This is a genomic window from Enterobacter sp. kpr-6, from assembly GCF_900116015.1.
Lineage (GTDB): Bacteria > Pseudomonadota > Gammaproteobacteria > Enterobacterales > Enterobacteriaceae > Enterobacter_D.
In genome coordinates, this window is the sequence record NZ_FOYH01000004.1 from 142986 (window position 1) to 168652 (window position 25667).

Sequence of the window (25667 nt, forward strand, 5' to 3'; positions counted from 1 at the left end):
GGCGGGGAGCACGTTATTTTCTAATTATTTCAACGCAGACGAGCTTTGATGATGAAAAGTTAAAGTGCGTAATTTTACTCCTCCATCGCAATATAAATCGCTTCGCCCAGTTTTTTCAGCGCTTCGCGATTGTGCTCGGTAGTGGGCAGCGCGCAGTTAATGCGCAGGCAGTTGCGGTATTTTCCGGAGGCGGAAAACAGCGAGCCGGGGGCGACCTGGATTTTCAGGCGGCAAAGCTGTTGGGCAACGCAGACCATATCCACCCTTTCCGGCAGTTCAACCCACAGCATAAAGCCGCCTTTGGGCCGCGTGACGCAGATTTCATCGGGGAAATACTGACGCACCCAGCAGGTAAAAGTGTCCATATTATACTGGTAAAGCTGACGCATCCGGCGCATATGGCGGTGGTAGTGGCCGTCGCGAATAAACGCCGTCACCGCCAGTTGGGTGGAGGGCACGGTGGTGCCGCTTGCGGCATATTTCATATGCATCACCCGGTCGTGATAGCGCCCTGGCGCGATCCAGCCGACGCGCAGACCCGGCGCGATAGTTTTAGTGAATGAACTGCACAACAGCACGCGCCCATCAATATCAAACGATTTAATGCTGCGCGGGCGCGGGTAGTCATAGGCCAGCTCACCGTAAACGTCGTCTTCAAAAATCACAATATCGTGGCGTTGCGCCAGAGCCAGCACCGCTCGTTTGCGCGCTTCCGGCATGATAAAGCCCAGCGGATTGTTGCAGTTTGGTACCAGGATCACGCCTTTAACAGGCCACTGCTCAAGCGCCAGTTCCAGCGCTTCGACGCTGATCCCGCTTTCGGTATCGGTGGGGATTTCAATGGCTTTGATGTCCAGGCCGCGCAGCATCTGCATGGTGCCGTGAAACGAGGGTGACTCGACCGCCACAATGTCGCCGGGTTTGCACACAGAGAGCAGGGCGATGGCTAATGCGCTGTGGCAGCCGCTGGTCACAATGATTTCATCGGAATTCACCGCCGATCCGTGGTCGAGCATCAGGCGGGCAATCTGTTCGCGTAGATCGTGGCGGCCTGCCAGTTCGTCATAGCTGAGTACGTCGTGAATATTGTGCTGCACCACGCGGCTCATCTCGCGCCACAGCGGTTTGAGGCTCGGCTGGGTGATATCCGGTGAACCGCCGCCAAAAGAGGTGATGGTGCTGTCGGCGCGGGCGTCCAGCAGCATCAGCACTTCATCCCATTGTGTGACTTCTACCGGGCGCTGCACCGGACGCGACATCGCAGGGACCGGCGGCTGTGCTTTGTGCTTTGCGACGAAATAACCGGAGCGCGGCTGCGGGATGATAAGTTGCAGGTTCTCCAGTACCCGGTACGCCTCCTGCACGGTGCTGATGCTCACCCCATGTTCCTGACTGAGGCTGCGCACCGACGGCAGCTTTTCGCCGCTGCGATACAGCCCCTGCTCAATGCGCTCGGCCAGAAGATTCGCCAGATGTTGATAACGCGTCATGCTGTATCCTTTGTTTGCACCATACAGATTAGTAAACCAGTACAGATTAGCGGTCATAAAGCGGTTCACCTGCTGTTTTACGCAATCTGTATGCTAAAGAAAAGCATTTTGTGGCTCTGTATTGTCGAGGTGAATTCCCGTCATCATAAACACCTGAACTGATGAGGAGAGACACCATGGAATTCTTTGAAAACCGACCAAAACGGCCATTTATTGGATTTGTGCTGATCTGGCGTGCGTTTAAAAAATGGCGTCATCAGGTGCAAACCCGGCGCATCTTAAGCCGTATGAGTGAAGCCCAGTTGCGCGATGTGGGGTTGAACCGGGATGATGTGTGCTGATCCACGGGCCCGGCGGTGTACGCTGACCGGGCAAATTTCAGACGTGATCCAGGCCATTAATGTGAGGTAGATCACTTTTTCGCATTCCATGCTCTCTTACTGCCGGTTTCTTGATCCTTCCCCTGATAACCATTAGCTTAGCCCGCTGCTTTGTGCGCCTCGTGGCGCGGGACAGAGCGCGTAATTCACATCGCAAATAACCTGCATAAGACAGTAAGACATAATAATTATGATGACGCCTGAACAAAAATTTGCCCGCTGGGTAAGGATGAGTATTGCCTCTTTCCTGTTGATGTTTGTCTATTTTATCGTGGCAGATATCTGGATCCCGCTGACGCCAGATTCCACGGTGATGCGCGTGGTAACGCCCGTTTCCGCCCGCGTCTCCGGCTATGTCGCCAGGGTGCATGTGCATAACAACAGCCAGGTGAAGAAGGGCGATCTGCTGTTTGAGCTGGACCCGACGCCGTTTAATAACAATGTTGATGCCGCGCAAATCGCCTGGCAGCAGGCGTGTCTGACCAATCAACAGCTTGATGCCAAAATCGCTGCCGCGCAGGCGAGCCTGAAAACCGCCGAACTTACCGCCCGCAACGATAAAGTGACCTTCGATCGCTATCAGCGCCTGAGTGCGATGCAGAACGTGTCGCAGCAGGATCTTGATAAAGTGCGCACCGCCTGGCAGAGCAGCGAACAGTCGGTAAATTCCCTGCGCGCGAACATTCATGAACTGACCATTGAGCGCGGCGAGAAAGACGATGCCCGCAACGTGACGCTGAAGAAATACCGTAACGCACTCGAACAGGCGCAACTGAATCTGGCCTGGACGCAGATCCGCGCGGAAGCCGATGGCACCATCAGTAACCTGCAACTTAGCCCCGGCTGGTATGCCCCGGCAGGCACGGCGGCGCTGGCGCTGGTAAGCAATAACACCGATATCGTTGCCGATTTCCGCGAAAAAAGCCTGCGTCATACGCGAAACGGTACTGATGCGGCGGTGGTGTTTGATGCGCTGCCGGGTCAGGTATTCCACGCGCACGTTACCAGTCTGGACGCGGGTGTGCTGGCAGGTCAGGAGGCGGTGAACGGCGAGCTGTCGCAGCCGGAAGCCTCCAACCGCTGGGTGCGTGACGCACAGCGGATGCGCATTCACGTTGCCCTCGACGAACCCCTCGATCGCCGTTTACCGACGGGCGCACGCGCCACCGTGCAGCTTTATAACAGCGAGGGGCCGTTCGCCCGCTTCTTTTCAGGGCTGCAAATCCGCCTCGTCAGCCTGCTGCACTATGTGTATTAACCATGTCTATTAATACGCTGGCGCGGGTTTTTACGCCGCACGACAATATTGTTTTTACGCCGAACGATTTCCGCCAGACGTTGCGCATCGCCGTGGCAGGCATGATTGCGCTCAGCGTCTCAAGTTTTTACAGCACGCAATATGGCGTCTTTTTTGTGGTTTACCCGCTGATGCTGCTGTCGCTGGTGCCGGTCTTTAACCGCCACGTCGCGAAACAGTTTGTATGCAGCGCGGCGATAAACTGCCTCGAAATGGTGCTGATTATCGGCTATCTGTCGCAATGGCCGGTCATTATGACGCTGGTGGTATTTGGCCTGTACGTGGTGCGTTTTCGCTTTATGAGCCAGGGGCCGCTGTTTCTGTTTGGTTCGATGGGCGTAGTGTGCCAGAGCGTCATGCTCAATTTTATGAGCTATCCGACCAATGACTGGCACGTATTGTTGTTCTCAAACGTTGAAGCCAGCGTGATGGCGGTGTGTCTGAGCGCCGTGCTCAACTATCTGATCCCCGATGTGGAACCGCGTCAGCGCCCACCAGTGATTGAAAAAAATGCCGCCCGCGTGCGCCATGAATCACTGTTATCCGGTACCGTGGCGACGCTGATTTTTGTCGTTTTCCAGGTGTGTAATCTGAGCGATTCCCTGTCGGCGCTGATGGCGGGCATTTTAGCGCTGTTTCCAATGCATTATCGCGGCGCGGTATTAAGCTCGCTGTGGCGTGTGGTCGGCGTGGTGATTGGCTGTCTTTATGTGCTGCTGGTGCAACTGGTGCTCTACGATCACAGTAGTCACATGCTGCTGATGATGCCGCTGATTGGCCTTGGGCTGGCGTTTGGCGCGAGGCTGCACACGATGGAAAAGGTGGGAGCAGGGGTGGGGTTTGCCAGTATTACGACGCTGGGGATTATGTTCGGGCAAAATATGCATCCGAATCAGGATCTGGTGTTCAGTGACATGTACCGTATCGCGTCCGTCACGGTGTCGTTGCTGATTACACTAACGCTGGTGTTCCTGATGCATTTGTTCCTCAATCGCTTTGAGGCGACGCGCTACGTGGCAGAACCACCGCGCTAAACTGCCGGGCCATGAGCGGCCCGGCGAGCAGGCTTAGTCGATATTTTCAACCGGCGGAATGGCAGGAGCCGGTTTGACTTCTTCAGTCACCACATCTGTAGTAGACGGGGTGGACGGGCGATTTTCCAGCTCGTTTAAACGTTGCTCCAGCAGCGCGAGCTTTTCACGGGTGCGCAGCAAAACCTGAGTTTGCACGTCGAATTCTTCGCGGCTGACCAGATCGAGGCGGGTTAGCTGCGATTGCAGCGTCTGACGGATCTTTTTCTCAACGTCTTCACCAAATTCGCGGATCCCTTTCGGCATGGATTCGTGCACCTGGCGAGCAATCTGTTCAATTTTCTTCGGGTCGATCATAGTTGTTTCCCTCAACGAGTGGGTAATAGCATTCATTGTAGCGTGTTAAACGCATCGTTAAACCAGATTTGTTTGAAGCTAAGCCATTGCCCGGAATAATCAATGGCGTTATAGTTAATCCGCTTATTCTCAGGGCGGGGCGAAATTCCCCACCGGCGGTAAATCAACTTGTGTTGAAAGCCCGCGAGCGCTTCTGGTGTGAATCAGAAGGTCAGCAGATCCGGTGTAATTCCGGGGCCGACGGTTAGAGTCCGGATGGGAGAGAGTAACGATCCAGTCGGGCAATGACGGCTGCTCACGTTATTTTTTTGCCGCTATGCGGTACTCCTAAGACTGCCCTGATTCTGGTAACCATAATTTTAATGAGGTTTTTTTACCATGAATCAGACGCTGCTTTCTTCTTTTGGCACCCCTTTTGAGCGCGTTGAAAACGCGTTAACCGCCCTGCGTGAAAAACGCGGCGTGATGGTGCTTGACGATGAAGACCGTGAAAATGAAGGCGACATGATTTTTGCCGCCGAAACCATGACCGTTGAACAAATGGCGCTGACCATTCGTCACGGCAGCGGCATCGTATGCCTGTGCCTGACTGATGAACAACGTCAGCAGCTCGACCTGCCGATGATGGTCGAAAACAACACCAGCGCTTACGGTACAGGCTTTACCGTCACTATCGAAGCCGCGCAGGGCGTGACTACCGGTGTTTCTGCGGCTGACCGCATTACCACCATCCGCACAGCCATTGCTGACAATGCAAAACCGTCCGACCTTAACCGTCCGGGCCACGTTTTCCCGCTGCGCGCGCAGCCGGGTGGCGTGTTGACTCGCGGTGGCCATACTGAAGCGACGATCGATTTAGTGACGCTGGCGGGCTTTAAACCGTCTGGCGTGCTGTGCGAACTGACCAATGATGATGGTTCTATGGCGCGCGCACCGGAATGTATCGCGTTTGCCCGTGAGCACAATATGGCAGTTGTTACTATTGAAGACCTGGTGGCTTATCGCCAGGAACACGAACGTAAAGCCAGCTAATAGTACCCCCTCTTTTATGCCCGGTGGCACAGGCTTACCGGGCATATCAATCTCATCAATATAATCCTAAAGGATTAACCCCATTACATGATCGGGGTCATCCCGCCACGCGCCAACTCTGTCAGGATGAAGGAAATACTGCTGTATCTTTGAGGAAGGTGCATGTTTATTGCCTGGTACTGGCTTGTTGCTATTGGTGTGATCGTGATTGGCTATTTCTGTCATATGAAGCGCTACTGCGCGGCTTATCGGCAGGACAGAGATGCGTTGCTGGAGGGGTATCGTAAGCTGCGGCAAAAACGTAAACAGAGTGAAGATGAGGCCGCCAGGTCAGACAGCCTCTGATAAACCGTTTTAACCGACGCCCAGGAACTGCAGCAGCACCAGACTCAGGCCCATCACCGACATCCCGCACAGCACGCCGTAGCTCGGATTGTTATTCGGATCGATCTCTTTTGCCAGCGGCATCAGTTCATCCACCGACAGCGCCACCATAATCCCGGCAACCGCCGCCATGATTGCCGCCATCAGCAACGGCGATAACAGGCTGCCTAAAATCAGCCACGCCAGCACGCCGCCAAGAATTTCTGCCAGACCTGATATGCCCGCCCAGAAAATCGCTTTACGCTTTGACCCCGTAGCCGCATACACCGGCCCGGCGACCGCAAGACCTTCAGGAATATTGTGCAAGGCGACCGCCAGTGCGATGCCAAAACCGAGCTCGAGGTTATTACTGGCTGTCACATAGGTGGCAATGCCTTCGGGAAAATTGTGCAAACTAATGCCGAGCGTTAACAGGATCGCCGTGCGTTTGATATTGCGCGGCAACGGCTCGCTGCCCGCAGGCAGTAGATCCTGCGGATGAGCGTGGGGCAGGAGGCGATCGAGAGCGAAGTATCCCAGCAGGCCAATAATAAACATCCCATAGCCCAGTACGGGTGGCATATCGGGCGTGCCGAGCGCGGCAGGCAACATTTCCATCAGAGAAATCAATAGCATAATGCCAGCGGCAAAGCCGAGGGAAAATGCCAGCACGCGATTGGAAGGCTTTTGACCCAGAACGCCCAAAATAGCGCCAATAAAGGTTGCCGCTCCGGCAAGCAGGGTCAGGATCAGGGGAACTGACATTAACAACTCCTTATGATAATAATTCTCATTTATGTTAATGGCGATTAACCGCAAAGGCGAGAGGGCCGGGCGATTTTTACGCATAACTTACATTCAAAATTCCTGATGATCTTCATCATGGTTATCTGAGTTCATCCCGGTCTAAAACAGCGTAATGTGGCCCCATACATTATTACACCCTCTGTAAGGATATCACCATGTCAGCTATCCGAATGCCAGCACTGTTTTTGGGCCACGGCAGCCCGATGAATGTTCTGGATGACAATATTTATACCCGCGCCTGGCAACATCTGGGCGAAACGCTGCCGCGTCCGAAAGCGATTGTGGTGGTGTCTGCGCACTGGTTTACGCGGGGAACGGGCGTCACTGCGATGGAAACGCCGAAGACAATCCATGATTTTGGCGGGTTTCCGCAGGCGTTGTATGACACGCATTATCCCGCGCCGGGATCGCCTGCGCTGGCTCAGCGGCTGGTCGATCTGCTTTCGCCCATTCCGGTGACGCTTGATAAAGAAGCCTGGGGTTTTGACCACGGTTCGTGGGGCGTGCTGATCAAGATGTATCCGCAGGCGGATATTCCGATGGTGCAGCTTAGCATCGACAGCACAAAACCGGCGGTCTGGCATTATGAAATGGGCCGCAAGCTGGCGACGCTGCGTGATGAGGGCATTATGCTGGTCGCCAGTGGCAACGTGGTGCATAACCTGCGCACCGCGCGCTGGCATGGCGAAAGCACGCCATACCCGTGGGCGTTATCGTTTAACGAATACGTGAAAGACAATCTGACCTGGCAGGGGCCAGCAGAGCAGCATCCGCTGGTGAACTATATGGATCATGAAGGTGGATCGCTGTCGAACCCCACGCCGGATCACTTCCTGCCGCTGCTCTATGTACTGGGTGCGTGGGACGGCAAAGAGCCGGTGACCATCCCGGTTGACGGTCTGGAGATGGGATCGCTCAGCATGTTGTCGGTACAGGTGGGGTAAATCACATTTTCCTCCTCTCCCCAGGGAAAGGGCCGCCACGTCCTTGCTCCCTCTCCCTTTGGGAGAGGGCCGGGGTGAGGGGAAAAACTACTCCACAAAAATATGCGGGTAGAAGCGTGACAGATCCTGAGTGATCAGCGCACGATCTTCACGAATGCCAATTCCGGCAGGTTGATCGTTGATAAGCCAGCTACCAATCAGCACGTAGCTATCGCCAAATTTCGGTAGCGGGTAGAAGCCCTGCACAATCATGCCTTCTTCACCGTAAGGGCCTTCAACCTGCTCAACGGTTTTGCCGTTCTCAATGATCGACACGTTTGCGCCTTCGCGGGAGAAAATCGGCTTCACCACATATTTTTCAAGCGTCGGGTGATCGTCTTCGGCAAAGTAAGCGGGCAGAAGGTTAGGGTGATCCGGGAACATCTCCCACAGCATGGGCAGCAGCGCTTTATTGGAAATAATGCTTTTCCACGCCGGTTCGAGCCAGCGCACGCCTGCATCTTCCAGCTTGGTGGAGAACACCTCGCGCAGCATGTATTCCCAGGGATAGAGCTTGAACAGGTTACTGATCACCTGATCCTGCATATCGCTGAACTGGCCTCTTTCGCCAAGCCCGATATCTTCCATATAGAGAAATTCAGTCGCGATCCCGGCTTCGGCGGCGCAATCCTGCAAGTACTGCACCGTGCCACGGTCTTCGACCGTATCGCGGCAACAGGCCATGTGCAGCAGGTTAAAACCGTGCTGCTCGCGCAGTTCGCCAAAACGCTCAATGAGCTTTTCCTGCAGGCTGTTGAACTGGTCGCTGCCTTGCGGCAGGTTCCCTGCATTAAGCTGGTCTTCAAGCCAGATCCACTGGAAAAACGCTGCTTCATAAAGGGAGGTAGGCGTATCCGCGTTGTTTTCCAGAAGCTTGGGATCGCCTTTGCCATCCCAGGCGAGATCGAGACGGGAATAGAGCGACGGCTGTTGCGTCTGCCATGACTGGCGTACAAAGCCCCAGGTGTGCTTAGGAATGCGGAATTTGGTCAGCAGCGCATCGCTGGCGATCACTTTCTCGACCACCTTCAGGCACATCTGATGCAGTTCTGCCGTCACCTCTTCAAGTTTCTCAACCTGTTCGAGGGTGAATTTGTAATAGGCTTCTTCACACCAGTACGGCTCGCCATACATGGTGTGAAAATTAAAGCCGTATTCGGTTGCTTTTTCGCGCCAGTCCGGGCGCTCGGTCACACTGATTCTTTCCATGCCTGTCAGCCACCCATTGAGCGCGTGGACGTGCCCGCTGCGCTACGCTGCATGGAGGTCTGTTTGGCAACGGATTCACCAAAACCACCGCGCGTAACGGTTGTCGTGGTGGCCGGTTTTGGTGCTAATGCGGTTTTCGGGACGGTAGCGGTACGGCCTGGCTGCGCGGCACCGTAGCCTTTACCAGACGCATCGGTGTACTGACCGTAGGCCGGGCTTGCCGGATTACGCGAACTGAACAGCGGTTGCTGCGCAAAACCCGCGCCGCCGCCCATCAGACGGCCCATCATATAACCGGCCATCAGTGGCATCCAGAAGCTGCCGCTCTGCTGCGTCTGAGCCTGGTTTTCCGGCGCAAGACCCGCCTGAGCAGGCGCTTGCTGGCACTGGCCTTCACCGAATTCAGCGACGCAGTCTTCACGGCTGGCGTATTTCGGCGCGGTGCGTTCCGCTTCTTTCAGGGCATTGTTGTAGGCGGTAGTACATTCCGCACTTTTGCCCGGATTGGCGCTGGCACAGTCGTCAGCATTTTGATACATCGATACCGTTTCGTCGTTCTGTTCGCAACCTGCCAGCATAAAGACGGCAGTGACCGCAAAGGCGACAGGAGTAAGGTGGCGGGCGCTCCAGCTTTTGCGGAACGTCGCATGATTAATCTTTTTTGTCCGTTTCATTGATGTCTTCCCGAACCCAGAGTTACAGCATGGTGAATACTGCTCAGGATAGAGGATGAGTGGTCGAAAATGAAGCGCAAACCGGCCTGGAGAGGGGATGAAAGGGGATCTTTACGTTGTCTTACGTTGAAATGGGGGCCAAGCCCCCATTCATTTGCATCAACGGCTAAATGGATTGGCCGCGTTGCTGGTATTGCGTGCTGCTGCGGGTTCCATTGACGCCTGGGACTCTGAGCCAGTCATATCGGCAGTCATGCTCTGCACATGCGCATCCTGCTGTGGATTTTCCGGCGCTACCGCTTCAGGCGTGGTAGAGGTCGCTTTACCCAGCGTGCTGTTCAGTGCCACCAGATCCTGCTCATTCAGCGTACCGAGGGCAGATTTGATGTTCAGTTGGTTAATCAGGTAGTTATAACGCGCGCTGGAGAGCTGCTGTTTAGCGTTATACAGCGTGGTTGTCGCATCCAGCACGTCCACGATAGTACGCGTACCTACGGAGTAACCTGCTTCACTCGCGTCTAAAGAACTTTGCGCAGAAACAACGGCCTGTTTGTAAGCGTTGATGCTGCTGATGGACGCGTTCACGTTGTTAAAGGAAGAACGCACGGTCTGCACAACGCTGCGGTGTGCGGTTTCCAGTTGCTCGCTGGCGCTAACAAAGTTGTACTGCGCCTGTTTCACCTGCGAGTTAACCATCCCGCCCTGGAAGATCGGCAGTGAGAAACTTAAGCCCACTTTGTTCTGGCCGATGTTGCTGTCATCGAACTGACCCTGACTCCCTGCCGCACCGCTGGTTCTGGAGCCGCTGTAGGAGGTATCAGAAACGGATGAGGAGGCGGTCAAATCCAGCGTCGGCAGATGGCCGTCCTGCGCGAGGCGGATTTGCTCACGCGCCAGATCCTGCGACAGGCGCGCCTGCAACAGCGTCAGGTTGCGGTTTTCCGCTTCTTTCAGCAGCGCATTCACCGCCTGCGGTTTGTCGGTTTTAAAGCTATCGACGTTTAATGCAGCCAGTTCCGGGTAGTAATTACCGGTCACCTGACGCAGTTGTTCAACGGCGTTATCGAGGTTATTACGCGCGGTCACTTCATCCGCCAGCACGGTGTCGTACTGCGAGCGGGCGTTCTGCACGTCGGTGATCGCCACAAGTCCTACGTTAAAGCGCTGGGTGGTTTGATCCAACTGGCGATAAATGGCCTGTTTTTGCGCTTCGGTAAAGGAGAGCGAATCAATTGCGCTTAAGACGTTAAAGTAGGCAGTCGCGGTGTTCAGGATCAGCGTTTGCTGGTCAGTCTGGAAGGTCACATCCTGAATACCCGCTGATTTTTCCTGCAAAGTAAGCGCACGCCACTTTGACATATCAAACAAGGTTTGTGTAAGTTGCAAAGAAGCGCTGGTCGCGTTGGAGTTGATACCATTGCTGTCGCGATAGCCATTGCTGTAGGTGTAATCCGCACCCAAACCCAGCTGTGGCAGTAACGGGCTGCGTGCTTCGTTAATTTTCTCGAATGCGGCATCGCGGTCTGCGGCAGAACGACGCAGTTCCGGGTTGCTCAAACGCGCCTGCTTATAAACCTGAATCAGGTTCTCTGCCTGGCTCACTGCACTGAAACCGGCAAGGCTCAGTCCGATTAGGATGGGGAGCAATTTCTTCATTTGCATTCCTTGTTGTGAAGCATGATGTAGCGCTGATCTCAATTAAAATTAATGGCAATACTACCAGAGAGTACCACTGGAAAAGGTTGGCGTTACGTGCCATCCGGCGGTAATTTGCACCAATCTATCATAAGGTGGATAAAACGGCAGTCACTGAGCCTTGAAATCCACAATTTCGCCATTATTTGCTACCAGGATTACCGATGAGCAAACACAATCCTTCAGCCACGACTTTCACCAAAAATGATGTAGAAATTATTGCACGGGAAACGCTGTACAGCGGTTTTTTTTCGCTCGATTTGTACCGTTTTCGACATCGCCTTTTCAATGGTGAAATGAGCGGTGAGGTGCGGCGTGAAATTTTTGAACGCGGTCACGCGGCAGTCTTGCTACCCTATGACCCAGTACGTGATGAAATTGTGCTGATCGAGCAGATCCGCATTGCCGCGTATGACACCAGCGAAACCCCATGGCTGCTGGAGTTAGTCGCGGGGATGATCGAAGAAGGCGAAAGCGAAGAAGAAGTGGCGCGCCGTGAAGCCGTCGAAGAGTCGGGGCTGGTTGTCGAACGCGTCAAAAAAATGTTGAGCTATCTGGCAAGCCCTGGCGGCACCAGCGAGCGCTTAACTGTTATGGTAGGCGAAGTGGATGCCACGCAGGCCGAAGGTATACATGGCCTGGTGGATGAAAACGAAGATATTCGTGTTCAGGTGGTGAGCCGGGAGCAGGCTTACCAGTGGGTAGAAGAGGGGAAAATTGACAACGCAGCGTCTGTCATCGCCTTGCAATGGCTGCAACTGCATTATAAAGAATTGAGAAACGAGTGGATAAAATGAAGCGTTACACACCTGACTTCCCTGAAATGATGCGCCTGTGCGAAACCAATTTCGCCCAGTTGCGCCGCCTGTTGCCTCGCAATGACGCACCCGGCGAAGCAGTGAGCTATCAGGTGGCAAATGCGCAGTACCGATTAACGATTATCGAATCAACCCGCTACACTACGCTTGTGGAAATTGTGCAAACCGTTCCGGCCATCAGTTACTGGAGTCTGCCGTCCATGACGGTGCGTCTGTATCACGATGCGATGGTGGCCGAAGTGTGTTCAAGTCAGCAGATCTTTCGCTTCAAAGCGCGGTATGATTACCCAAACAAAAAGTTGCATCAACGCGACGAAAAGCATCAAATTAATCAGTTTCTGGCCGACTGGCTGCGTTACTGTTTAGCACATGGAGCAATGGCGATTCCGGTTTGTTAGCGTCGTGAAACCTAAGGACACCATTTGGAAAGCCTGTTAAACCTGGTACTGGCTGGTGAGGCCAATGTCAGGATCTTACAAATAACCGATACTCACCTGTTTGCCGAAAAGCACGAGACGCTGTTAGGGATCAATACCTGGGAAAGCTATCAGGCGGTGCTGGATGCCATCCACGCCGAACAGCGTAACTGCGACCTTATTGTCGCAACGGGCGATCTGGCACAGGATCACACGGCTGCGGCCTATCAGCATTTCGCTGAAGGCATCGCAAGTTTTCACGCGCCCTGCGTATGGCTGCCAGGCAATCACGATTTCCAGCCCGCGATGTACGGTGCGCTTCAGGAAGCCGGTATTTCGCCATCAAAGCGTGTTTTTGCCGGTGAGCACTGGCAAATTCTGCTGCTCGACAGCCAGGTGTTTGGCGTGCCGCACGGTGAGCTGAGTGAATTCCAGCTTGAGTGGCTTGAGCAAAAGCTGTCTGATGCGCCGGATCGTCACACGCTGTTGCTGCTGCATCACCATCCGCTTCCGGCAGGCTGCGGCTGGCTGGATCAGCACAGTCTGCGCAACGCGCAGGAGCTGGATAACGTGCTGGTGCGCTTCCCCCGCGTCAAACATTTGCTGTGTGGTCACATCCATCAGGAACAGGATTTAAACTGGAACGGTCGCCGGATGCTGGCCACGCCGTCCACCTGCGTGCAGTTCAAACCGCACTGTTCTAATTTTACGCTGGATACCATTGCACCCGGCTGGCGCTGGCTGGAGCTGTGCGCCGACGGCACGGTGCATACCGAAGTGTGCCGCCTGCAAAGCACGCAGTTCAACCCGGATACCGCTTCAGAAGGATACTGATGTCAACGCTCCTCTATCTGCACGGCTTTAATAGCTCGCCACGGTCGGCGAAAGCCACTCAGCTACAACAATGGCTGGCGCAGACGCACCCACACATTTATATGGAAGTCCCGCAGTTGCCACCTTATCCGGGTGAAGCCGCCGAACTGCTGGAATCGCTGGTGCTCAAACATGGCGGCGAGCCCATTGGCATTGTCGGATCGTCGCTCGGCGGCTACTACGCCACCTGGCTTTCACAATGTTTTATGCTGCCGGCGGTGGTCGTGAACCCGGCGGTGAGGCCGTTTGACCTGCTGCAAGATTTTCTGGGGCAGAACGAGAACCCCTACACCGGGCAGCAATATGTGCTAGAGTCACGCCATATTTACGATCTCAAAGTCATGCAAATCGACCCGCTGGAAGCGCCAGATTTACTCTGGCTGTTGCAGCAAACGGGCGATGAAGTGCTGGATTACCGCCAGGCCGTCGCCTATTACGCGTCATGCCGCCAGACTGTTATTGAAGGCGGGAACCATGCTTTTACGGGCTTTGACGATTATTTCACCCAGATTATCGATTTCCTCGGGCTTAACTAACCTCCCGGAAACGATGCGGTCACTATCTACGAACTAACCATGACGCAATCCTATAACGCTGATGCCATTGAGGTCCTGACCGGGCTTGAGCCGGTTCGCCGCCGTCCGGGGATGTACACGGACACCACCCGTCCAAACCATTTGGGCCAGGAAGTGATTGATAACAGCGTGGATGAGGCGCTGGCAGGTCACGCGAAGCGCGTGGATGTCATCCTCCATGCCGATCAGTCGCTTGAAGTTATCGATGATGGACGTGGTATGCCGGTGGATATCCACCCGGAAGAGGGGGTTCCAGCGGTTGAGCTGATCCTCTGTCGTCTGCACGCGGGCGGTAAATTCTCCAACAAAAACTACCAGTTTTCCGGCGGCCTTCACGGCGTGGGGATCTCCGTGGTTAACGCCCTGTCAAAACGGGTGGAAGTGAACGTCAAACGCGACGGGAAAATCTACAACATTGCCTTTGAAAACGGCGAGAAAGTGAAAGAGCTGGACGTGGTCGGCACCTGCGCGAAGCGCAATACCGGCACCAGCGTTCACTTCTGGCCGGATGAAAGTTTCTTCGACAGCCCGCGTTTTTCCGTCTCGCGCCTGATGCACGTGCTGAAAGCCAAAGCGGTGCTCTGTCCTGGCGTTGAAATCACCTTTAAAGATGAAGTCAACGGCAGCGAACAGCGCTGGTGCTACGCTGACGGCCTGAACGATTATCTGGGTGAAGCGGTCAACGGCTTACCGACGCTGCCTGAAAAACCCTTCGTTGGCAGTTTTGCTGGCGACGTTGAAGCGGTGGACTGGGCGCTGTTGTGGCTGCCGGAAGGCGGTGAATTACTGACGGAAAGCTACGTCAACCTGATCCCGACCATGCAGGGCGGTACGCACGTTAACGGTCTGCGTCAGGGCCTGCTCGACGCGATGCGTGAATTCTGCGAATACCGCAACATCCTGCCGCGCGGTGTAAAACTGTCGGCGGAAGATATCTGGGATCGCTGCGCCTACGTGCTGTCGGTCAAAATGCAGGACCCGCAGTTCGCCGGACAGACCAAAGAACGTCTCTCCTCGCGCCAGTGCGCGGCGTTCGTTTCCGGCGTGGTCAAAGATGCGTTCAGCCTGTGGCTGAACCAGAACGTCCAGTCGGCAGAAATGCTGGCAGAGATGGCGATTTCCAGCGCCCAGCGCCGGATGCGTGCCGCCAAAAAAGTGGTGCGTAAAAAGCTCACCAGCGGCCCGGCGTTGCCCGGTAAACTGGCAGACTGTACCGCGCAGGATCTCAGCCGTACCGAGCTATTCCTCGTGGAAGGGGATTCCGCAGGCGGTTCGGCGAAGCAGGCGCGCGATCGTGAGTTTCAGGCGATTATGCCGCTGAAAGGCAAGATCCTTAACACCTGGGAAGTCTCGTCTGACGAAGTGCTGGCCTCGCAGGAAGTGCATGATATTTCGGTGGCGATTGGCATCGATCCCGACAGCGAAGATCTGAGCCAGCTCCGCTACGGCAAAATTTGTATCCTCGCGGATGCGGATTCCGATGGGCTGCACATCGCCACGCTGCTGTGCGCCCTGTTCGTGAAGCACTTCCGCACGCTGGTTAAGCACGGTCACGTTCACGTGGCGTTGCCGCCGCTCTACCGCATCGATCTGGGTAAAGAAGTCTATTACGCCCTGACGGAAGAGGAAAAAGCGGGCGTGCTGGAGCAGCTTAAGCGCAAGAAAGGCAAGCCGAACGTGCAGCGCTTTAAAGGTCTGGGTGAAATGAACCCGATGCAATTGCGCGAAACCACGCTTGATCCGAACACCCGCCGTCTGGTGCAACTGGTGATCAGCGACGAGGATGACCAGCGTACGAATGCCGTTATGGATATGCTGCTGGCGAAGAAACGTTCTGAAGATCGGCGTAACTGGTTGCAGGAAAAAGGCGACATGGCTGATATTGAAGGCTAATTAAATAAACATCGGGGCTAAATAAATAGCCCCGATTTTTTTATCCCATCACTTTTTTTAATTTCACTAAGACATTTCTTGTCTCATTAATAATATTTTTCTTGAGTCTGAGCCACGGAAAAACCAGGTATAGCCAGAGTAAATATTTTTTCTGATCGCTGCCTTCCAGCGTCACGACAGGTGTTTTTAACTGCGCATACTGACTTTTCTTAATCTTTTTCAGTGCGGCTTTATCTACCCCGGTATACAGCAAGCCGAGATCCCGGTAATTCTCGATATGATAAAACCCTTCACTGTCGGGGACTTTAGCAATACCGATAGAAAAGGGGATCGGGCCGGTTGTGCGCAACACACCCATGCGGCCAATGCCGTAGATCCAGGGTTTGTAGTGGTTAATGCGCCCGGCGACTTCATCAATCACGGCCTTAATATACGGCGAGGCGGGGCTGGCGGTAATATTCCACTGCTGGTATTCGCCATTCTGCAGGAAACAAAGTTCATCGTGGCGGCCTTTGGTATTATCAAATCCGCAGGCGTTATTATCCCAGCTACAGAGCAGCAGTTCACAATCATCGGGAATAATGTCATCGAGCGGTTTAGCGCTGGAGCTTTTCACATCCAGATAGACGCCACCCTCAATATAAATCAGCAGATAACGAAAAAAGTCTGCCCGCGCGGCACCGTATTCAGGATTAATTTTAAGCCAGGTATTAAGCATGGCCTGACCGTAATGAAGCTGGATAAAATCGATAATGCGCTGTTCGTCATAGAAATGATATTCCCAGCCAGGATTGTTTTTTTGCAAATCCTCAATTGAAGCGACAATCCCATCAGGTAAGGCATTCCAGCCTTTGGTATAAATCTGATGGATCTTTCTTGGTACTTTTTTCATAGACATCCTATAACAGCGAGATCCGCGCCCAGAGAAATAAAAATGAATGCAAGCAAGATAAAAAAAACAAAAAAATAACAAATCACACAATCAGACAAGACTTTCTGAGATTTAGTTCCGGTACATTGTCTGAATCGCTGTGCATGTGATAACCCTCTCAAAATTAACCCTTTTAAGCCGGTTTAGTTAAGCCTGAGTGATTTTTCCGGTACTGCAATGGCGTCTCGCCGATGCCTTTTTTAAACGCGCTAATGAAATAAGTCGTGTCAGAAAACCCCACCACGGCGGCCACCTCACTGACGCTCATCGGGCTGTGCAGCAGGTTTTCGCAGGCTTTGCGCAGGCGGATGGTGTTCAGATACTGATGAATAGGTTCCCCGGTTTCAAAGTGAAAACGGCGTGACAGATAGCTGCGCGATTTCCCCAGTTCCTCTGCCAGTTTGTCGAGGCTAAATTTTTCCCGGTAGTTTTCCTCCAGCCAGAACATCACCTGAGTGGCGATGGCATGGCGATCGTCCGACGGCGCGGCGTTGTGTTCGGGCAGCAGACAAAACAGATGCAGCAGCAGAGAGGCCACCTGCTCAGCGTGCAGATTCCCTTTACCCGCCAGCCGGGCGTAAAGGCTAAAGAGTTGATCAATATGCGTGTGCTGGTCAGAGACATCCGCTACAAACGCCGGACCACCGCGCGCGGAGAGGTCTTTCAGTCGCCGCTGATTTTGCGGGAAATCACGCAAAATTTTCAGCACCGCATGGTGATCGACATGAATAATTGTGCGCCGGTAACGGTCCTCAGCTTTCTCATCGACCATGACTTTGTGGAGAGTAAACGGCGGGAAGATAAACAGGCGACCAGGCCGCATGGTGTACTGGCGGTTATCGACAATCACCACGCCAAATCCTTCCTCGACGTACAGCACTTCCAGACATTGATGCCAGTGATGGTAGCGCACCGTATTGGCAAAAAGTCGGCTGAACGACGCAATGGTGTCGTTGAGGGTAATCAGCTCCAGTTTATCGGGCTGCCAGATTTCAGTCATGGTGCAATATTTCTCAATTTTTCCGCGCTAAATTCAATTTATAAACCGTTTTTTTAAATTTTCTAACCGGGGTGTTCCGGAGAGTTCTCCGGGTGTGACAGAGCTAACATTTCTGCCAGTTACCGATTCACTATGCTTTAGCCACGTGAATGTGAGAGGCAGAATCATGCTGGCGGCAAATACTAAAACATCAAATAAATTGTCTTCCCGTGCGGAGGTGGTTGAGGCATTAATGACCATGCTCGGCGCGCTCGACAGGCAGTTTCCGGCGGGCAGTTCGCACTTTTCGTTAGGCAATACCTGTGCGCATTACAGTGCAGACATTGCCGAAATGGAGGGATTATCCCGCGCGCTGTGGGGAATGTTTCCGCTGATGGCCGCCGGTGAGTCAGTTCCGTTTAGCGACAAATACCTTACGGCAATCAAGATCGGCACCGATCCACAAAGCGACGGCTACTGGGGCGAAACTCAGCCCTACGATCAGCGCCTGGTGGAGATGGCGGCCTACGGTCTGGGGCTTTCGCTGATGCAGGATAAGCTGCTGGAAAGTTTCACGCCGCGCGAGCGTGAAAATCTGCATCGCTGGTTAAACCAAATCACCGATGCGCAGATGCCGGACAGCAACTGGAACTATTTCGCCATCATGGTTCAGTTAGGTTTTAAACGCGCCGGATTACCCTGGGACGCGGCGGCCATCGAACGTCGCTTCACCCTGATGGAAGCCTACTACCTTGGCGACGGCTGGTATTCCGACGGCCCCGGCCGCCCGAAAGATTACTACATCTCAATGGCATTCCATTTTTACGGTCTGATTTACGCCACGCTTAATGCCGACGACGATCCCACGCGTGCCGCCACGCTGCGTGACCGGGCCCACTTGTTTGCACAGGATTTTATTTACCTGTCGGCGGCAGGCGGCGAATCCGTCCCCTTCGGGCGCAGCCTGACCTACCGGTTTGCGATGGTCGCTTTCTGGAGCGCGGTCGCCTTTGCGGAGCTGGACGTGTTCAGCCCCGGCGTGGTGAAAGGGCTGGTACTGCGTCATTTACGCTGGTGGCTGGAGCAACCGATTTTTGATCGCGACGGCATTCTGACGCTCGGCTTTGCCTATCCGAACCTGGCGTTTTGTGAAGACTACAACTCCCCCGGCTCGCCCTACTGGGCGCTGAAAGTGTTTTTAATGCTGGCGCTGCCTGACGACCATGCTTTCTGGCAGGCAGAAGAGTTGCCGCTGCCTGCACTTTCCGAAAAGCACGCGATCCCCCATGCGCAGCAAATTTTGCAGCACAGCGAACATTCGCAGCACGTGGTGATGCTCACTTCCGGGCAACTGGAGCTGAATAACTACGTCAACACCGAGGCGAAATACACCAAATTTGCCTATTCAAGCCGCTTTGGTTTCACCATTGAGCGGGGGCGTTTTGGCATTAAACACGCCGCCTGCGACTCCATGCTGTTGCTCTCTGAAGGCGATGATTACTACCGTGGCCGCCGCGCGTGCGAAGAGGTGGTGGTTAACGATGACTTTATTGCGTCACGCTGGTCGCCCTGGCACGACGTGCACGTCAGGACCTGGCTGATCCCCTGCGGCGAGTGGCATGTCCGTGTGCATCACATTGACAGCGCCCGCCATCTGGACAGCGTGGAGGGTGGATTTGCGGTGATGAAAGCGCCGCATCAGCACATTCATACTGACGGCAAAACGGGCTGTCTGGTGCAGGCAAAAAATGGCACCAGCGCGATTGTTTCTTTATCAGCCGCGCTGACACGCGATGGCGACTGCATTATCACGCCGCCGAACAGCAGCATTATGTTTGCGGAATGCGCCGCCATTCCGGTATTAACCGGAAAAATTCCACCGGGTGAACACTGGCTTTATTGCGCCGTGCGCGCCGGAGCGGATGAGGGTGGATTTACGGATGCCATCCCGTTTGTACAGCATGAAAATAACGCGCTTACCGTGCGGCATCCTGCACTGGCAAACGACATGATTATTACGCTTTAAAGACCCACATAAAACTTAACCTCTGTATAAGACATGCTTTCATCGAGGATAGTATGGACAAAATATTGAAGAATAACAGAACCGAGTATTACAAAATCAGTAGCTTTATATTTCTCTATTTTTTCACTTGGTCGGCGAGTATTGGCTTGCTGGCAATATGGCTCGGGCAAAAGGCGAATTTAAGCGGGACGGTGATCGGCACGGTCTTTGCGGTAAACGGAATATTCTCGGTCATTTTAAAACCGATTTACGGCTATATTCTCGATAAAATAGGTATGAGCAAATATCTGCTCTATTTTGTCGTCGCCGTTTCTGCACTAATGGCTCCGTTCTTTATTTATGTTTACCAGCCGCTGTTAATGTCTAACACCATGCTGGGAATTGTGGTCGGGGCGATCTATTTAAGTTTTGCCTGGTATGCGGGCGTCGCCGCCTGTGAATCCTATACCGACCGCTACAGCCGCTTAAACGGCATGGAGTTCGGCCAGATCCGTATGTGGGGCTCGCTCGGCTGGGCAGTGGCATCCTCTTTCTCCGGGCTGCTGTTTAACCTCTCCCCGGCGTACAACTTTATTATGGGCAGCGTGGCGTCGCTGGTCATGCTGGTGGTGCTTTTCAGCCTGAAAGTGGACACCCGCTCGGCGCACGCCAGCGAAGTACTGACCAAAGAAAAAATCGTCCCGGCGGATGTCTACGCGCTGCTAAAAAGCCGCAAATTCTGGGCCTTCTGCCTGTACGTGGCAGGCGTCGCCTGGATGATGTTTATTGCCGAACAGCAGTTCTCCCGTTATTTCGTCACCTTCTTCGATGACGTTCACCAGGGCAACGCCGTCTTTGGCTACCTGGGCACCGTGCAGTCGGGCATGGAATTTATCATGTATATGGTCATCCCGATGTTCGTGAATTATATCGGGGCGAAACGCGGCCTGTTAATTGTTGGCATGGTGGTGGGCGCACGTTTAATTATCTCCGGGCTGTGCGATTCACACCTGTTAATTTCCGTACTGAAACCGCTGTACGGTCTGGAAATCTGTCTGCTGCTGGTGTCAGTCTTTAAATACATCGCTGAGCATTTTGATAAACGCGTTAACGCCACCATGTATTTACTCGGCTATCAGGCGATGCTGTACGTCGGCAACGTCGTTATTTCCTCACCAGCGGGCTTGTTGTACGACCGCATCGGCTTTGAAAATACCTATATTATTATGGGATGTATTGCGCTGACCTTTACCCTGATTTCAGCCTTCACCCTTTCTGCCTGCCGGAATAAACGACAGAACGCGGCGGAAATGAATATTGCTGAAAGTAATGCTTCTCGCTAATTTTGCTGTTAAGAAAGAAGGAACCGAAATATGTTAAGTCATATCGTTGAGGAACGTTTACGTGAATGTCCGGGCGCGCCGTTTGACCGCCAGGTTTTTAAAGATGAAATGGATTCTGCACGTGAACACACCCTCGAACTGATTAGCCGTCATTTAACGGAGTTCGGTGAAAAATTCCCGGCGGAAACCTGCGTAAAAGGGTTCTACCCGCTGACAGAAAACGTGGAATGGACGACCAGTTTCTGGACCGGGCAGTTGTGGCTGGCATGGGAGATGAGCGGGGAGGAGAAATTCCGCGCGATGGCGGAAAAACACGTGCGTTCATTCGGGCTGCGCATTGCGGGTCGCCAGGATACCAACACGCACGATCTCGGCTTCCTTTATACGCTCTCCTGCGTATCGGCGTGGCGGCTGACCAGAAATCGTGACGCGCGCGGTTTTGCTTTGCAGGCCGCCGAAGCGCTGCTGGAGCGTTTCCATGATAAAGCGCACATCATTCAGGCGTGGGGCGATCTGAACGATCCCAAACAGGCCGGGCGGATGATCATCGACTGCAATATGAACCTGCCGCTGCTTTACTGGGCCAGCGAACAGACGGGCGATCTGCGTTTCGCGGAAGCGGCAAAAGCACACGTGTTGCAGGCGGCGAAGTACCTGATCCGGGAAGATGCGTCGACCTTCCACACCTATTATATGGACGTGCAAACCGGCGCGCCGCGTTACGGTAATACGCAGCAAGGTTACGCGGATGATTCCTGCTGGTCGCGCGGCCAGGCATGGGGGATTTACGGCTTCCTGCTGAGCTATCTCTATACCGGCGATACGCAGATGGTGGCGCTGTCTAAACGGCTGGCGAATTACTTCCTCAACCGCCTGCCGGAAGATGCGGTATGCCACTGGGATCTGGCGCTGGTGGGAACGGATGCGCTGCGCGATTCTTCCTCGGCGGCGATTGCGGTCTGCGGGCTGCTGGAACTGGTGAAGCAGCTTCCTGCAACCGATCCCGATCGTGAGCGCTATCAGGAGTGGGCGATGCGGATCATGTCATCGCTGAGCAAGCACTATCTGACGGGCAGGAACGAGCCAGGCAACGGACTGCTTAAGCACTCGGTGTACCATCTTTCGAGTAATAAAGGGGTGGATGAGTGTGCAAGCTGGGGGGATTATTTTTACGTGGAAGCGCTGGTAAGGATGACGCAGAGCTGGAAGTTGTACTGGTGATAACCCCTTACCCTAACCCTCTCCCAATGGGAGAGGGGACAGCCCGCGTGCGGACTTAGGGGTTTTGCTTTGCTCCCTCTCCCTTCGGCAGAGAGCCAGAGTTCGGGGGTTTTGCTTTTCTCCCTCTCCCTGAGGGAGAGGGCCGGGGTGAGGGTCTGGTTTTCTCCCTCTCCCTGAGGGAGAGGGCTGGGGTGAGGGTTAAACCCCTTGCTCCAGAATACGAATATGCGTCTCCAGCACATCCCCTTTCACCGCCTCGCCCCACGCTTTCATATGCGCGGTTTGCAGGTGTGCTTCGAGGTCGGCAACGCTTTCCCATTGCTCTACCATCATAATAGAGTCCGGGTTAGTCGTCTGGAAACTCACGCCCGCGGCGTGATCCACCATCGGCGCGTAGCCGTGGCAGCCTTTCTCTTCTAAAACGGTCGGAATAATCTTCGCAAATTGATCGAGCACCGCCTGGCGGTGGTGTTGGCCCGGACGGGTACGGATTTCTGCAATCACTGTCAGCATGGTTTAACTCCTTCTAATTTCTGCCTTCAGTTAAGCAAAAATTTCACCAAGATGCTTGCGATATTCTGCGATATAGCGCGGCACGTCCGGCATTTTAATCACGTCGTTGGTGATAAAGGTCGGCAGTGCATCCATACCCAGGAACTGGTTGGCTTTGTGGAAAGGCAGGTAAACGCCGTCAACGCCGACGCCGTGGAAGAACTGCTCTTCATCAGTAAAGGCTTCCAGCGGGGCGTTCCAGGTCAGCGACAGCATGTAGGTTTTCCCTTGCAGCAGACCGCCGGAACCGTATTTTTTCGCCGCGTCAGAACGGGTGCGACCGTCGCTGGCGTACAGTGAGCCATGACCTTCGGTAAACACATCGTCCATGTATTTTTTAACGGTCCAGGGTGCGCCCATCCACCAGCCCGGCATCTGCCAGATAATGGTGTCGGCCCACAGGAAGTTTTGAACTTCCGCCTGGATATCGTAATCGCCGTCAGTGCGCACGACGACAACATCATGTCCGGCGTCACGCAAAAAGCCCTGCGCAACCTCGGTCAGGGTGTCGTTAAGTTGACCGTTAGAGTGGGCGAATTTTTTTGCGCCGTTGATAATCAGAATGTTGCTCATTATTTAACCTCGAAGAATAGCGTTTGACGGCAATCTTACGCCCTTCAACGATGCGGTAAAATAAGCAAAATGTGCAAAGACTTTTGCGTTTAACGCAATAATCACGACCAGTTGATTTTTACCTCAAAACCCTGTGGCTGCACAGGCTGAAACGTGACCGCCATTCCATGCAGCGCCGCGATGCGCTTAACAATCGATAATCCCAGTCCGCTGCCGGTTTCATTCTGTCCCGGTGGACGGTAAAAACGCTCGCCGAGACGCGCCAGCACCGCCTCGCTGACGCCGGGGCCGTTGTCCCGCACGCTAAAATCCCGTTCGTTGAGCGTCACATCAATCACGCTGCCCGCCGGACTGTAGCGCACGGCGTTATCGAGTAAATTGCGCACCAGCAGGCTCATCAGCAACGGTTGCCCTGCGCGGATAACCGCGTTGGCCTGGAGGTGCAGACGTACCTCTTTACCCGCCTGCCGTGCCGGGTGGTAAATATCCATCACCGCCGATTGCAGCAGATCCCCCAGCGGGATCGGTTCTACTTCGTTCAGGTTATCGAGCGAGTCGAGGCGCGAAAGTGTCAGTAATTGATCCACCAGCCGCGCGGCGCGGTCGATCCCGGTGTGTAACTGCCCCAGCGCGTTGTTGCGCATCACCGCATCCTCCCCGGCGAGCAGCGCCACATCCGTCTGCACTTTCAGCGCCGTCAGCGGGCTGCGCAGTTCATGGGCGGCATCGGAAGTAAAACGCCGCTCGCGGGCCATCGTTTCATGCGTGCGGGCGAAAAGCTGATTGAGGGCGTCCACCAGCGGACGTACTTCGCCGGGTACGCCGTCCACGCTTAACGGATCGGCGGCATCCGGCGCACGGGTCGCCAGCGCGCGGGTGAGGTGTCTGAGGGGGCGCAGCTCATAGCTCAACAACACGATGAGCAAAATCAGCATCAGCGGCAGGGCGATAAGCCAGGGTTTCAGTTGTGAGGTGACAATATCCAGCGCCAGATCCCGACGGTAATCCCACTCCTGGCCCACCACGATGCGGTACTTGCCGTCCGGCGTGGTCAGCCACAAAAAGCGCCACGCGTCGTTATCGTCCTGAAGCGGCCCGTCCGTAAAGCCGTCGCGCCGATCGTGCCAGGGAATATCCGGTCCGTTGTCGCCATCGTCCATCAGCCGCTTACCGTCGCGGGTAAAGATGGCGAACGCCAGTACGTCATCATCCAGATGACCGTGATTGAGTTTCTTCGGCGTGCGCATCAGCGTGCGCGGCGCGTCGCTATCCTCCTGAGCGAAGGTGCTTAAGCGTTTGGCGAACAGCATCTGTTGGGTGTCGAACAACTCGTTCAGCGTATGAGTCGTTTGATGCCAGGCGACAACACTCGCCGCAATCCAGGCGGTAGCCGCCAGCAGGGTAAACAGCAGCGTCAGACGCAGGCGCAGACTAAGATTTTGCAGACGTTTCATGCATCACCCAGGGTGTAACCGATGCCGTGCACGGTGCGGATGAACTCACTGCCGAGCTTGCGGCGCAGGTGGTGGATATGCACTTCAACCGCGTTGCTCGACACATCGTCGTCCCAGTTATAGAGCTTTTCTTCGATCAGTTTGCGCGGCAGGACGCGCCCGGCGTTACGCATTAACAGCTCCAGGATCGCGAACTCTTTGGGCTTCAGCGCCAGGGTTTCGCCCTGATGCGTCACCACCAGGCGCTGCGGATCGAGCGTCACCGGGCCGTGGCGCAGTTCGCTGCTGGCCTGGCCGTGGGTGCGGCGGATCAGCGCTTCCAGCCGGGCGGCAACCTCCACCAGCGCAAAGGGTTTACACAGGTAATCGTCGGCCCCAAGCCGTAACCCTTCGACGCGTTGTGCCAGCGCATCGCGGGCGGTCAGGATCAGCACCGGGCAGGTTTGCCCCTTCTCCCGCCACTCGCGCAATACCGCAAGCCCGTCCATCCCCGGCAGGGTGAGGTCGAGGATCACCGCGTCGTAGGGCGCGCTGTAGAGGGCCGCTTTTCCCTGAATGCCGTCGGTGAACCAGTCGAGAGTAAAGCCCATTTTGCTTAAGCCCACCCGCAGACCGTCGCCAATGGCGCTGTCGTCTTCCACCAGTAAAATGCGCATCGCGTTCTCCTTTTCCGCCGTCCGGGTACAGGCAGTAAACCTTCTCTCTCACCACGCTGT

Annotated in this window: 26 protein-coding genes and 1 riboswitch; of the genes, 14 read left to right on the plus strand and 12 right to left on the minus strand. The window is 54.6% G+C overall.

Features of this window, described 5'->3' with window-relative positions:
* Nucleotides 1-74 precede the first annotated feature (74 nt).
* Nucleotides 75-1490, minus strand: a complete 1416-nt coding sequence (locus BM373_RS12320) for an aminotransferase-like domain-containing protein (RefSeq protein WP_090462196.1) — start codon at nt 1488-1490, stop codon at nt 75-77.
* Nucleotides 1491-1666: 176 nt separating this feature from the next.
* Here BM373_RS12320 and BM373_RS12325 point away from each other — a divergent pair, with 176 nt between their 5' ends.
* The 3 genes from BM373_RS12325 to BM373_RS12335 all read left to right on the plus strand — a co-directional run bounded on the left by BM373_RS12325 (nt 1667) and on the right by BM373_RS12335 (nt 4201).
* A complete protein-coding gene (locus BM373_RS12325; RefSeq protein WP_090461809.1) occupies nt 1667-1831 on the plus strand; it encodes a DUF1127 domain-containing protein in 165 nt (54 codons plus the stop codon).
* Nucleotides 1832-2060: 229 nt separating this feature from the next.
* The gene (locus tag BM373_RS12330) at nt 2061-3128 is read left to right on the plus strand and encodes an HlyD family secretion protein (RefSeq protein ID WP_090461811.1); all 1068 of its coding nucleotides are present in this window, start codon (nt 2061-2063) and stop codon (nt 3126-3128) included.
* Nucleotides 3129-3130: 2 nt separating this feature from the next.
* Nucleotides 3131-4201: a DUF2955 domain-containing protein gene (locus BM373_RS12335; protein ID WP_090461813.1), complete on the plus strand. Its 1071-nt coding sequence runs from the start codon at nt 3131-3133 to the stop codon at nt 4199-4201.
* A 33-nt stretch (nt 4202-4234) separates the two neighbouring features.
* On the opposite strand, the gene BM373_RS12340 is transcribed toward BM373_RS12335, so the two are convergent.
* Nucleotides 4235-4555, minus strand: coding sequence for a ubiquinone biosynthesis accessory factor UbiK (locus BM373_RS12340; RefSeq protein ID WP_143102658.1), 321 nt, complete (start codon nt 4553-4555; stop codon nt 4235-4237).
* Nucleotides 4556-4676: 121 nt separating this feature from the next.
* Nucleotides 4677-4826, plus strand: a riboswitch (FMN riboswitch).
* Nucleotides 4827-4933: 107 nt separating this feature from the next.
* Here BM373_RS12340 and ribB point away from each other — a divergent pair.
* Both ribB and BM373_RS12350 read left to right on the plus strand, forming a co-directional pair.
* The gene (gene ribB, locus BM373_RS12345) at nt 4934-5587 is read left to right on the plus strand and encodes a 3,4-dihydroxy-2-butanone-4-phosphate synthase (RefSeq protein ID WP_090461817.1); all 654 of its coding nucleotides are present in this window, start codon (nt 4934-4936) and stop codon (nt 5585-5587) included.
* Between the two features lie 162 nt (nt 5588-5749).
* On the plus strand, nt 5750-5932 hold the full coding sequence (locus BM373_RS12350; protein ID WP_090461819.1) for a hypothetical protein: 183 nt from the start codon (nt 5750-5752) through the stop codon (nt 5930-5932).
* A gap of 9 nt (nt 5933-5941) precedes the next feature.
* On the opposite strand, the gene zupT is transcribed toward BM373_RS12350, so the two are convergent.
* Nucleotides 5942-6715, minus strand: a complete 774-nt coding sequence (gene zupT, locus BM373_RS12355) for a zinc transporter ZupT (protein WP_090461821.1) — start codon at nt 6713-6715, stop codon at nt 5942-5944.
* Nucleotides 6716-6912: 197 nt separating this feature from the next.
* Here zupT and ygiD point away from each other — a divergent pair, with 197 nt between their 5' ends.
* Nucleotides 6913-7701, plus strand: coding sequence for a 4,5-DOPA-extradiol-dioxygenase (ygiD, locus tag BM373_RS12360; protein ID WP_090461823.1), 789 nt, complete (start codon nt 6913-6915; stop codon nt 7699-7701).
* 87 nt (nt 7702-7788) lie between these two features.
* On the opposite strand, the gene BM373_RS12365 is transcribed toward ygiD, so the two are convergent.
* From BM373_RS12365 to tolC, 3 genes are all read right to left on the minus strand, one after another.
* Entirely contained in the window at nt 7789-8949 is a 1161-nt protein-coding gene (locus BM373_RS12365; protein ID WP_090461824.1) for a glutathionylspermidine synthase family protein, read from the minus strand.
* Between the two features lie 5 nt (nt 8950-8954).
* Nucleotides 8955-9623, minus strand: coding sequence for a DUF1190 family protein (locus BM373_RS12370; protein ID WP_090461826.1), 669 nt, complete (start codon nt 9621-9623; stop codon nt 8955-8957).
* 159 nt (nt 9624-9782) lie between these two features.
* Entirely contained in the window at nt 9783-11279 is a 1497-nt protein-coding gene (gene tolC, locus BM373_RS12375) for an outer membrane channel protein TolC (protein WP_090461828.1), read from the minus strand.
* Nucleotides 11280-11482: 203 nt separating this feature from the next.
* Here tolC and nudF point away from each other — a divergent pair, with 203 nt between their 5' ends.
* From nudF to parE, 5 genes are read left to right on the plus strand one after another with little or no spacing between them, the layout of a single operon-like run.
* Nucleotides 11483-12115: an ADP-ribose diphosphatase gene (gene nudF / locus BM373_RS12380; RefSeq protein ID WP_090461830.1), complete on the plus strand. Its 633-nt coding sequence runs from the start codon at nt 11483-11485 to the stop codon at nt 12113-12115.
* Nucleotides 12112-12534 carry a DUF1249 family protein gene (locus tag BM373_RS12385; RefSeq protein WP_090461832.1) on the plus strand — a complete coding sequence of 141 codons (423 nt, stop codon included), beginning with the start codon at nt 12112-12114 and terminating at the stop codon, nt 12532-12534. Before nudF ends, BM373_RS12385 begins: the two co-directional genes overlap by 4 nt.
* A 24-nt stretch (nt 12535-12558) precedes the next feature.
* The gene (gene cpdA / locus BM373_RS12390) at nt 12559-13386 is read left to right on the plus strand and encodes a 3',5'-cyclic-AMP phosphodiesterase (RefSeq protein ID WP_090461834.1); all 828 of its coding nucleotides are present in this window, start codon (nt 12559-12561) and stop codon (nt 13384-13386) included.
* The gene (yqiA, locus tag BM373_RS12395; protein WP_090461836.1) at nt 13386-13961 is read left to right on the plus strand and encodes an esterase YqiA; all 576 of its coding nucleotides are present in this window, start codon (nt 13386-13388) and stop codon (nt 13959-13961) included. The genes cpdA and yqiA overlap by 1 nt, the downstream gene beginning before the upstream one ends.
* A gap of 39 nt (nt 13962-14000) precedes the next feature.
* Nucleotides 14001-15893 (plus strand): DNA topoisomerase IV subunit B, encoded by a 1893-nt coding sequence (gene parE / locus BM373_RS12400; protein ID WP_090461838.1) that lies wholly within the window; start codon nt 14001-14003, stop codon nt 15891-15893.
* Between the two features lie 40 nt (nt 15894-15933).
* Here parE and BM373_RS12405 read toward each other — a convergent pair whose 3' ends face one another.
* Both BM373_RS12405 and BM373_RS12410 read right to left on the minus strand, forming a co-directional pair.
* Entirely contained in the window at nt 15934-16785 is an 852-nt protein-coding gene (locus BM373_RS12405) for a glycosyltransferase family 32 protein (protein ID WP_090461839.1), read from the minus strand.
* Between the two features lie 172 nt (nt 16786-16957).
* Nucleotides 16958-17824, minus strand: a complete 867-nt coding sequence (locus BM373_RS12410) for a helix-turn-helix transcriptional regulator (RefSeq protein ID WP_090461841.1) — start codon at nt 17822-17824, stop codon at nt 16958-16960.
* A gap of 166 nt (nt 17825-17990) precedes the next feature.
* Between BM373_RS12410 and BM373_RS12415 the strand changes: the two genes are divergently transcribed.
* From BM373_RS12415 to BM373_RS12425, 3 genes are read left to right on the plus strand one after another with little or no spacing between them, the layout of a single operon-like run.
* Complete coding sequence (locus tag BM373_RS12415; RefSeq protein WP_090461843.1) at nt 17991-19829, plus strand: DUF2264 domain-containing protein; 1839 nt, start codon at nt 17991-17993, stop codon at nt 19827-19829.
* Between the two features lie 53 nt (nt 19830-19882).
* Entirely contained in the window at nt 19883-21151 is a 1269-nt protein-coding gene (locus BM373_RS12420; protein ID WP_090461846.1) for an oligosaccharide MFS transporter, read from the plus strand.
* A 30-nt stretch (nt 21152-21181) separates the two neighbouring features.
* Complete coding sequence (locus tag BM373_RS12425) at nt 21182-22372, plus strand: glycoside hydrolase family 88 protein (RefSeq protein ID WP_090461847.1); 1191 nt, start codon at nt 21182-21184, stop codon at nt 22370-22372.
* A 198-nt stretch (nt 22373-22570) separates the two neighbouring features.
* Here BM373_RS12425 and BM373_RS12430 read toward each other — a convergent pair whose 3' ends face one another.
* The 4 genes from BM373_RS12430 to qseB all read right to left on the minus strand — a co-directional run bounded on the left by BM373_RS12430 (nt 22571) and on the right by qseB (nt 25607).
* A complete protein-coding gene (locus tag BM373_RS12430) occupies nt 22571-22885 on the minus strand; it encodes a putative quinol monooxygenase (RefSeq protein ID WP_090461849.1) in 315 nt (104 codons plus the stop codon).
* A gap of 30 nt (nt 22886-22915) precedes the next feature.
* Entirely contained in the window at nt 22916-23497 is a 582-nt protein-coding gene (locus BM373_RS12435) for an NAD(P)H-dependent oxidoreductase (protein ID WP_090461851.1), read from the minus strand.
* A gap of 101 nt (nt 23498-23598) precedes the next feature.
* Entirely contained in the window at nt 23599-24951 is a 1353-nt protein-coding gene (gene qseC, locus BM373_RS12440; RefSeq protein WP_090461853.1) for a quorum sensing histidine kinase QseC, read from the minus strand.
* Nucleotides 24948-25607, minus strand: a complete 660-nt coding sequence (gene qseB, locus BM373_RS12445; RefSeq protein WP_090461855.1) for a quorum sensing response regulator transcription factor QseB — start codon at nt 25605-25607, stop codon at nt 24948-24950. The genes qseC and qseB overlap by 4 nt, the downstream gene beginning before the upstream one ends.
* Nucleotides 25608-25667: the final 60 nt, after the last annotated feature.